Source organism: Butyrivibrio sp. AE3009 (genome assembly GCF_000420845.1).
GTDB lineage: Bacteria > Bacillota > Clostridia > Lachnospirales > Lachnospiraceae > Butyrivibrio.
The window spans coordinates 1-10,800 of the sequence record NZ_ATVS01000062.1 but is presented as its reverse complement, the minus strand read 5'-3'; the positions used below and the strand labels follow the sequence as shown (position 1 = coordinate 10,800).

Genomic DNA, 10,800 nt, shown 5'->3' with positions numbered 1-10,800 from the left:
GGGATTTTCTTATGGCACATAGAAAAGAGGTGGAAGGTATGCTGGATACAGAATACAATGAAGCTGAGGTAAAAGAGTTGTTTGTGGCAGATGGAATCAGGAAAACTGTTGCTACATTAAGAAAACATGGAATTGATGATCAGACCATAGTTATTGATCTATGCGAACAGTACAGCCTCAGTGAAGATGAGGCTAAGAAGTATATGTAAAAAAGAGTTTAGAGGAGCCCTCGGTGCGTGATGCGCCGGGGGCTTTTTTAGTGGGGTGAAGTGACAGGCACTGCGGTGGAGGAAAGTGACAGGCACTTTAGGGGGATGAAGTGACAGGCACTTTAGGGGAGTAAATTGTGAAGAAAGGATAAAGGGATTATTAAAAAAGTGGGAGGGGGGAGATGACACCGAAATGGAGAGGGGGAGTAGCGAATAATTTAAATGTGATAGTCAAAATATCGTATATGAAAATGGGACGGCATTCTGTAAAGTAGCGTGGTTTAGAGATAGATTACGCTTTGTTTATAGGATGTTAATAAATTTGTATACGCTATTATGCTATCATATATATACAATGGCGTTATAAAGATATACTAAATAACGTATATTCTATGAAACGCCAGGAACTTGATTCTTTGATCCTACATAACACTATTGAGCTATGAAATGGGACGCATATCTCGATAACCTTACGTATTACGACCGATGGTAGTATTGCTGGGAACAGGCCGGACTTGTAAGGCCGACGATGTGGGGCAAAGTGAAAAAGTGTGATTGCTCATAATTGTGTGAGCAAGAATGGTGTGAAAGGAGAAACTGTATATGAGAAGTAAGCTATTTGGAAGGCTGATGAGTTTTACTCTCTCAGCTACCGTGGCACTGACTTCGGGTATTCCTGCACTTGCCTATGATGGCGGAGGAGGAGATTTACCTGAAGAAGAATTGGAGATCCTGGACCTCGAGGAAGAAGAGGGCTTAGGGTCTGATTTTGATGCTTCCGAATTTGAGGAGGAAGTCCTTGACGAAATTGATGTTGAGGATAGTGCTGAGTTATTAACAGCGGAAAGTACTACCCTTACTGTAACTTATAGTGGGATTACTCCATCTCCATCAGTCAGTCCATATCAATGGGAATTTGAAAATGATGGAACAAATGCAGTAACTACAAATTTAGATACTGTGTTTGCACAAAATTATTATACCATGACATCATATAGTATAACCACAGGTTCGCATTATGGATATTCTATAATTGATAGTACATTGAAATTTAATCCACAAGAATCTGATGCAACAGTGCTGGATGATCTTGCAATAACCGCAACTGCAACACCTAAGACTTATACCATAACTTTTAATGTTGCTGCTAATGGTGGCGAGGGTACAACTACAACTTCAGACGGGACATTCGATATTACTAATCCAACATTTGCATTTCCTGCTACAGCCCCAACAAAAGCAAACATGGTTTTTGATGGATGGTATACAACTGCATCTGGTGCAGGAACTAAGGTGTCTTCAACTACATTCCCAACTGAGTTGATACCTTTAGACTCTACTTCGATAACATTATTTGCACGTTTTGCTAGTGATACGCCTGCACCTGATGGCATTGACAAGAATATGGCCATTAAGTATAACAACGCTGCGTGGTCAACATTTAGTACTGTAGAGACCCCATCTTACACTTACGGTGATGCGACAGGTGCTGATGTTACATTTACAGCTGTTGCAGATTCTAATGATTATTCTAAGGTAAGCTGGAAAGTATATAAGCTTAACGAGAATATTGCTATGGGAGCTACTTACAATAATACTGTGTATGGCTCTGGTGGAAGATGGAACAACAGCAATCTTACTCAGATAACAGATCTAAGCACACTTAGTTCTGAGTATGGTCTTTCATTTGTAACATCAAACGAAGGGAAGACATTTACTCTTCATAACAACGGGCCTAAGAAAGCGCTTGCAACTACTCCGCTTGTTATTGAGATTGTTGATTCAGAAAATCCGCTCAATATCTGTAGAAGAGAGATTAGGCTTTCAATAGGAAATGGTACTATTTCACCTTCTCCTACATCTGTCAATTTTAACGCTGGCATCGCTACACCTATCAAGATGGGATACGAAGTAGCAGATCCAGCTGAAGATATTACTTCTTACAAGACTCCTGTTGTTAAGGCTAAGAACATAACGCTTACAACAAGTATCCTTAAAGAATATGAGCTTAATGATATGGAGTTTGTCTGGATTGGAGCTGATGCTGACGCTTTCGATGCAGTAATAGAGAAGAATAATACTTTGTATGTTAATGCTCCTGAGACCATCACAATTATGCCTAAGAAGGGCCTTAGCAATAAGGGTGATAAGGCTGGTATGGATGGTTCTGCTGGATGGGATGGAACTGAGGCTGGAAAGGTTATAGCTTCAGGTTTAGGAAATCCAGCATATGCTGATGGAACATACACAGCTACTCTTTACGTTAAGTCCAAAGCATATCAAACTTCATTTAAGATTGCTACAGTTACCTTTGCTGTAGGAAATAACCTTGCAATCACCGGCGCAGTTGCACATGGTGGAGAAGAGGTTGAGTTTGCAGATTATTATGCAGTGACACTAACTGAAAGCACCAACTTAAATGTTGGCGGATATTATACAAGAACAGGTAATGGCACGGAGGGTGACCCCTATGTGTATACAGAAGCATCAGGAACAGTATCATCAGGTACTTATTATATAAAGATGGCTGATCTTGGAGAGATTCATATTGGCGAGTCCTTCCGTGATATGGTTATCACTGCAAAAGGCGGAAGCGGAAAAATTTCATTTGTTACAAACACAGATAGAGTAACTCAATTTGATACTCTTGGATTAGTTGGAACTGCTACCGAGAGTGCTGATGAGGCTACTTTTAGAATTTCCGGAAAGGCCCAAAATAATGCTACTGTAAATACTTATTATTTCGTGCTTCAGGCTAAGGATGATGATGAAAACGTATCTCCAATTACTGCTTATAAATATAAAGTGGTTAATGCTGATGTAACGTTGTCATTAGCTGGTGAAGCCCTTAAGTATGGTCAGGCAAATACCTTTGAGTGGCATGCTCCTAAGGGATACACAGCAGCTAATGAGGCTAAGACTCTTGCAATAACAAATAAGAGCGAAGATGCGGTAGTAGTAACAACATCATGGTCAGGAGGCACTTCGGACTTTACACTGACACCCGCTGTAGGTGATGTAACAATCGGATCTGGAGAAACAAAGAATATTACTATTACTCCTAAGGCTTCAGCGAGTGGAAGCACAGTGAATAGTACAGATACATTGACAATTTCTCCTAAGTCATCCACTACAAGCTTTGCAGCAACAAGCATTGGACTGATATTTAAGGAAAATGCAACTGACTTTGATATTACAAAGCCTAGTTCAACTGCCACGATCACTGACGCATATGTTGGAGAGGCTTATGCATATCAGTTTGGCGTTACAAAGAGCAGTACTGTTACAGGAGTAACATGGAGTGTTAAAAATGTTCAGGATGGAAGTGCTAAGCCTGTAGTTAATACTTCAGAAGGAATAGCAGCGTTTATGGATAAGTATGGACTCTCACTTAATAAGAATAGTGGAGCCCTTACAGGAATACCTAAGCAGGTATCCCCTGCAGGAAATCTAACAATTACAGTAACCGGAAAGGCAACACCTTCAGGTACAACGGTAGATCGTCAAGTTACGCTTGCTATAAAGGCTTCAACTAAGACATTTAAGCACTCTGTAAATGGTGTCGAGGCAACAGCAAAGAACAAGATTGATCTTGGAAAGTTCTCATTAGATCAGCTTGATACTCTTTCACAGACATTTACTGTAACCAATGCATCAAAGCTTGATATCGCAACTGCTGTAACAACAATAACATCAGTCACCTCTAGCAATGCATCAACAGCATTGACAGGTAGTGCGTTTGAACTTGTATTTGATGAAAACTCAGCAAATACTAATAATCTCCTTAAAGCAGGTTATGAGATTGCAACAGGAGAGAGCAGAGATATTAAATTTAAATTTAAAAATCCTACATCATGGGCTGTTAATAATGCAGGAAAGTATGAAGCAACAGTAACAACTACTGATTCTGCTAGTGGCGCATTTAATACATTTGTATTAAAGTTCGAGCTTGTTAAGGCTCCATTAGTTAGCTATACATCTCAGACATTTACAGTAGGTACAGAAGTTAAGGTTACTGCAAGCACAGGAAAATACGCTGTTAAGTTAGCTGATGGCGGAAGCGATGTCGCTTCTACATTCAATTTTGAGTGGGTAAAAGGATCAATTCCTGGACTTTCAGTTTCACCTGCAGGCGTAGTTTATGGAAAGCCTACACAGGCTGGAACATTTGATGTTACCGTTAAGGCAACAAAGAAGACAGATAGCAGTGTTACTGCTCTGTTTAAACACACAATTACAGTTACTGCATCATCAACAATTTCAATTATAGCATCAGACTTTGGTCTGGCTGCTAATACAGCTATACCTACAGGAAAGGCACTTCTCCTTAAGGGTGCAATAGTTGGTGATGCTGCTGCTACAAAGGGAACCATTAACCTTAACGCTTCAACCGAGAATGCAGAGAATGTTGTTATTACAGTAGAGGATGCTCCGGATAACAGAACAGCTGGAGCGGCAGCAGCTGCAGACAATGTTGATGCGAATATTGCAAAGTATCCTGATAACCCTTATAAAGGAAGCTCAAATTATATTGGAGTTGATAAGACAACATTTGCAAATATCCGTACTTCAGGAACAGAGAACTTCAGTATTGTTACTAAGGGTTCTCCTGCACCTGGCGTTTACAAAGTAAAGATTACAATCAAGGGTACTAATACCAATGAGCTTGTAATCTATGCAATGATGGTAGTTGTTGATAAGCTTGCTATTACTAAGCCTAGCGACTTTACTACAAGTATTGGTACCACAATCGCTGCTGGTAAACTTAATATCGCAGCAGTTGGTGGCGCATACTCACAGACAATAGAATGGGGTGAGGAAGGCACTAAGGTTACAAGCGGAACAACAGAAAAGACTGAGTTTTATGTAACTACAAGCGGAGCAGATAATACACAGTCAGCAAAGACAGGTTTGACTCTTTCACATGAGGCTACCGCAGTTGGAGTTACAGGAAAGACAGCTGCTGCTTCCGGACTTATCAATGATATTCAAGGAACAATGAAAGTAGCTGGAACCTATGATGTTAATCTTAAGGCATCAATTGCAGCAGCTACTTATGACAGCAGCGTTAATTTCACCTCAGTAGCAACTGCAACTCCTGATATGAATGCTGACCAAATTATTAAGTTATCTAATACAGATATCTTTAATGGTTCTCTTGCAGGCGTATATCCTAAGCAGGAAGGTGCTAAGGCAACATTTAAGATTGTTTCAACTAAGTCTAATGATATTAACATTACAGGTGTTACAACAGGAACAGATTATGGAACTATTCAGGGTCTTCAGAATGGTAATACCCAGGTTGGCTTTGATGGATTTACATGGGACGGCGTTGTTTCAACATATTCCAACACAGCAATTCCTGTTGTCGTACAGGTATCAAATTCCAACACTGTAATTGATATGACTGCTAAGGCAACAGTTAAAACAACTAATTTTGAAGTTGTAGCTCCTGCAACAGTAAACATAGTTAAAGCACTAAATTCTTCAACTCCTACAGACGCAACATTTACAGTTAGACCTAAAGCTGGTCTTGCAAAGGGAACTTACACAGATACACTGACAATAAGTGGTGATGATTTCGAGTCTGTAAACTTCACGCTTAGCCTCACAGTTGAGGATAATACATATCTTACAACCATTGATGATGGTAATCCAGATCTTGAGAAGAGAATTGTATATGCTAAGGATAATGTAAAAACTGGTAAGGTAGTAGAGATTACGAATTATGTTGCTGGTAATCCGGCGCAGAGTGCATCACTTACTATCAGAAATACCGGTAATACTCAGATTAGCAATGTGAATGCTTATGAAGTTAAGGCAGATGGAAGTAAGTATCCTGAAGCATCAACAGAAACTATGCTTTCAATTGGTGTTCTTCCTACGATTATTGCAGAGAAGGATACAAAGACATTATCAGTTACTGCCAAGAAGACAACTGCAGGCGTTTATAGCACATATGTAGATGTTCATTTTACAGAGGGAACAGGTGCAAGTGCTGTAGAGCAGAACGTAATTATCCCTGTGACATATACTGTTTTCGATAAGGATCTTGAAACTATCGAATTTGCGCAGACTGGCGATATAGAGATGTCTGCAACAGAAGGATATGTACCTTCAAGCGTAGCAGTTAATGTTACAATCAAGAATACAGCAACAGCAGCATCTAGCGTATTCACAGGCTACACAGTAGTTATGAATTCAACTGGAGCAGCAGTTGGAACAAACTTCTCGATTGCTACAAAGGCTGAAAAGACAGACGTTGCAGCAGGCGGAAGCATTGTTTACACTGTAGTACCTAATAAGGGCTTAGAAGAAGGAACATATTCAGACGTGATCACAGTTTCTGGTGGAAACCTCAAGACTGCAGTCACAAAGAATGTAACCTTCGAAGTTGGCGCTTCAACATCTTATACAGTTAAGGCTACAAGCGTAGCTGAAGCTTATACAGTAATTGGAGCAACTACAGCAACTGGTCTTTATAACTCACTGGTAAATGGTTTGGCAGAAAGAACTACAAATGAGAATCCGACCGTTACTCCTGCTGGTTCAATTTCAACAGGTGCTACAGTTGCATTAGTAAGTCCAAGTTCAACTGATACTCATGCAGTAACAATTGATTTTGATGATGATTCTAATGTTGATGTAACTATTGTGTTCTGCGGCCAAGATGATTCAGGTAAATTAAAGAATATTATCGGTGCAACTGTTGTTAATAACGGCGTAACTGTAGGAAGTAAATCAGTTACCCTTACAGCTACTGATATTGCAAAGGCTAAGGGAACAGGAACAACAGCAAGAAAGTATTATTCAACAATCAACTTCTCATTCCTTGGTAAGGTTATATTCGGAACTCCTGAGACTGCACATGGAAACCAGAATGCGATTGATATAGATCAGGCTAAATTAGACGCTAATATTTCTGGTGGAACTCCTTTTAATGGAACAGTATATGCAGAAAATAAGGCTGATATTGAAAATGATAATGTAGTAGTTCAGTATTACAGAACATTAGATAAGTCTAAGAAAGCATTTGGCGAGATTTATGCATATGTACCTTTTGGTTCATCTCTTGGTTCTGTATTTACAAGCGGTAAGCTTCCTACAGCTGTAGAAGCCAAGAAAGCTATGAACGGATGGATGTCTGGAACAGATGTTGTTGCAGCTAGTAAGATTGTTTATAGTAACATGACACTTACTCCTGCATTCCATACACATACCTACGCTCCGGCTGCAGAAACAAATGAGAAGTATGTAAAGTGGATTTGGACAAAAGATACAAAGGGCAATCTTAGCGCAGAACTTCATCTGTATTGTACAGATGAGAACTGTCCTGATGTTACTGCTAGTGAAATTGTTGTAAACGATAAGTCTAAAGTAGATGGCACGATAATTAATGATGCAGATGGAGCTGCTGGCAATGGCAATCAGCCACTTAAGTATGACACACCTAAGAAAGCTCCTGCAGATTGTGAGCATGGCGCTGGATATAAGTATCCTGCAACTGCAAAGGTATATGGAACATCATATACTGGATACTATATCGAAAATGAAGTAGGAGAACCTCTTGGACACCTTTATGATCTTACAATGGATCCTGATATTACATGGACTGACAAGAATGAAGATGGACTTATGACCATTGATGAAGTTAAGGTTACAAGAACATGTTCAAGAGATGCAGCTCATGTTAAGGAACTCACTGTTGTATCTATCGGCGAAGAGAATAAGGTGGCTCCTACATGTACTAAGGCTGGATCAGTTGTATACACAATCACTTATACTGATATCACATCAACAGGTGCAACAGCATCTAATGTAACAAAGAAGTACAACAACGGAACAGCAATCGTACTTAAGGCTAAAGGACACAGCAAGGTACTTCTTGCAGAAGTTACAGATTTCAACGAGTCAACACGCGTTGCTAAGAAGCTCACACTTACATGTCCTGATTGTAACGAAGTTCTCTTTGAAAAAGAGAATGTTGAGTTTACAGAAGACGCATCAACTGGAACATACACATATAAGGCACTCCTTATAACCGGAGATGAGTATGACGTATCTTATACCAACCATGCACATGTATGGGAAGGTGAGTGGTCATGGGCTTCAGATAACTCAAAGGCAACTCTTACAATCACATGTAAGCAGGGTGCAAAGCCTGAAGTTAAGACATTCACAGTTGATTCTACAGTAACTAAGAAGGGTGCTATGTATACTTACACAGTATCTTACACCTACACTTGGACCGAGAAGGGCGAGAAGAAGACTAAGACCTTCGAGGACAGCAAGCAGATTGTTAAGTCAGATGACGGTCAGGTTGTAGAAGACATTGTACCTATCGACGAAGTACTTGGTATCTACATCGAAGGCCTTGAGGAAGAATACAAGTACACTGGCGCAGCCATCAAGCCTGTATTCAACGTAATCGACGCAAGCACAGGTCTTACATACCTCGTACCTGGTGTAGATTACACCGCAAGCTACAAGAATAACAAGAAGATTGGCTCAGTAGCAACCATTACAATTAAGGGTAAAGGAAACTACTCAGGCCAGACCACATCCGCAACCTTCACGATCGTAGATCCTAAGAAGGGTGTAGAAGAGGATGACGTAGCTAACCTCAAGGGCGTAAAGGTAATCCTTCCTAAGGACGTTGTTTACACTTATGACGGCGAAGCTAAGTATCCTGAGAAGTTCTCACTTAAGGTTGGCAAGACAGTTACAGAGTACACAACAACCGATGGCGAAAACTATTATGACGCATCAGGTAAGGCACTTGAAGCAGTTGTAACATTCTCTAACAATGTAAATGCCGGCACAGCAAGAATGCTTCTTTCCGGTAAGAACAATGCTAAGGGCGTTGCAACAACAACCGGAGCAAACTTCAAGATCGCAGCAGCTCCTCTTAACGAGACAGACTTTGCAGTAACTGTTGATCCTACAGAGACACAGTGGGCAGTAAAGGGTGCAACACCTTCAGTAGAGCTTACATGGAAGGGCGAAGCACTCCTTGCAGGCAGAGACTTCACAGTTAAGTATGCGAAGAACACTAAGCTTGGAACAGCAACCGTTACCGTAAAGGGTAAAGGAAACTTCTTAGCTAAGACATCAATTGAGAAGACCTTTACAGTTAAGGCATTTGATCTTGAGAACGCAGTTATCGCATCTGCAACAGCAGCAGCCGGAAAGGCAGCTAAGAGCGTTAAGGTAACAGTACTTGACGAGTATGGCAACGCAATTCCTGCAGGCAAGCTTGCAGTAGCAGTTTACGATGGCGAGACACTTTACACAGGTAAGCTCGTAGCAGAGAAGGAATACTCAATCGTAGCTACTCCTAAGAATGCTAAGGTTGCAGAGCTTACAGGTGCAACACCTGCATTTACAGTTAAAGTTGGCTCAGACTTCAGTAAGGCTTCCATCAAGCTTACAAACAAGAAGTATGCAGCAGAGTACACCGGCGATCCTATTACCTTCACAGATGATGAGTTCAATGCAATCTTCACATCATCCATCAAGGTTAATAAGGTAGCTAAGACTCTTAAGGCAGGTGAGGACTTCGAGATCGTTGGTTACACCAACAACATCAAGAAGGGCACAATGACAATCACTCTTAAGGGTAACGAGGATGCCGGACTTACCGGAACTAAGACAGTTAAGGTTAAGATTGCTCCTAAGCCTATTAAGAAATAATAGAATAAGGTAGTACCCCTATTTGAATTTCATAACACACCATCAATTCGAATAGGTAAAGGGGAGGCAGCCCGCAAGGGCTGCTTCCTCCATTATAAGGTGATTACAAAACACCGCCGGAAGATTTGAATAACTTACCCGGCGGTGTTCTTTTGGCTTTGCAAAGTTATGCGAAGCAAGTATTGAGTTAATAATAATGCATGTATTGTATGCGGCTATATTGCTACATTCAGGTCCATGTTTTTTTGTAATCAAGGGCTTCTTGAATAAGCCTATCTAGCTCAGACCCATCTGGATCTAGTGCTTTCCTACCACTTAGTGCTTGCCTCATTGTTAACATATATTCGCTGTTCAAATCAAATAAATCATAGCAAGTATATTTTGCTTTACTTATCATTTTAGGTGAAATCCCATTTTTTATACGGATGATGATTTGTTCTTCTTTGTAGTCATAATAGTCAGAGGGATCATCAAAATACGGATGTACAATACTGAACTCCCAATCCTTGTATTTACTATTAGTGGTAATTACAGTGTTTTTATCATGTTTATAAAGAAAACCATTGCAATCTGGGCAAGCAAGTACTAAATTTTGTGGCTCAAATGTTACCTGTGGATAATCAAAGAGTGGGGACAGTCCCCAAGTTGATTCTGTGAACACAAATCATCGTTCAACAAAGCACGGAATAAGAATTATTGCCAGAGCAAACATACATTCGATATAATAATCGCATGGGTGCTACCACTACGATTACGGTAGGCGGTTGGCTCTTTGCCGGATTTGATCTGAGAACTCTCTGCTATTTAAGGAGGGATAAGCTTATGAGAAATCTTAAAGGGAGCTAGCGATGCAACTTATTTTGATGATAATGAGCTGCGTAATGGTAGCAGTTGGCTT

3 protein-coding genes are annotated in these 10,800 nt (G+C 40.4%); 2 read left to right on the top strand and 1 reads right to left on the bottom strand.

Translation table 11 applies throughout. From position 1 onward, the window contains the following. Together G588_RS20840 and G588_RS0117480 are read left to right on the top strand one after the other, a co-directional pair. Nucleotides 1-209 (top strand): hypothetical protein (locus tag G588_RS20840; RefSeq protein ID WP_035788893.1); only part of this gene is annotated, 209 nt, incomplete at its 5' end. Between the two features lie 603 nt (nucleotides 210-812). Next, nucleotides 813-9,902: an InlB B-repeat-containing protein gene (locus tag G588_RS0117480; RefSeq protein ID WP_022779991.1), complete on the top strand. Its 9,090-nt coding sequence runs from the start codon at nucleotides 813-815 to the stop codon at nucleotides 9,900-9,902. A gap of 229 nt (nucleotides 9,903-10,131) precedes the next feature. Here the strand turns inward: G588_RS0117480 and G588_RS0117475 are convergent, their stop codons facing one another. Next, entirely contained in the window at nucleotides 10,132-10,563 is a 432-nt protein-coding gene (locus G588_RS0117475) for a hypothetical protein (RefSeq protein WP_022779990.1), read from the bottom strand. Between the last annotated feature and the right edge of the window lie 237 nt (nucleotides 10,564-10,800).

Excerpts from the sequence above, each read along its gene's own strand:
- G588_RS0117480 (WP_022779991.1), top strand. The coding sequence starts at position 813 with ATGAGAAGTAAGCTATTTGGAAGGCTGATGAGTTTTACTCTCTCAGCT.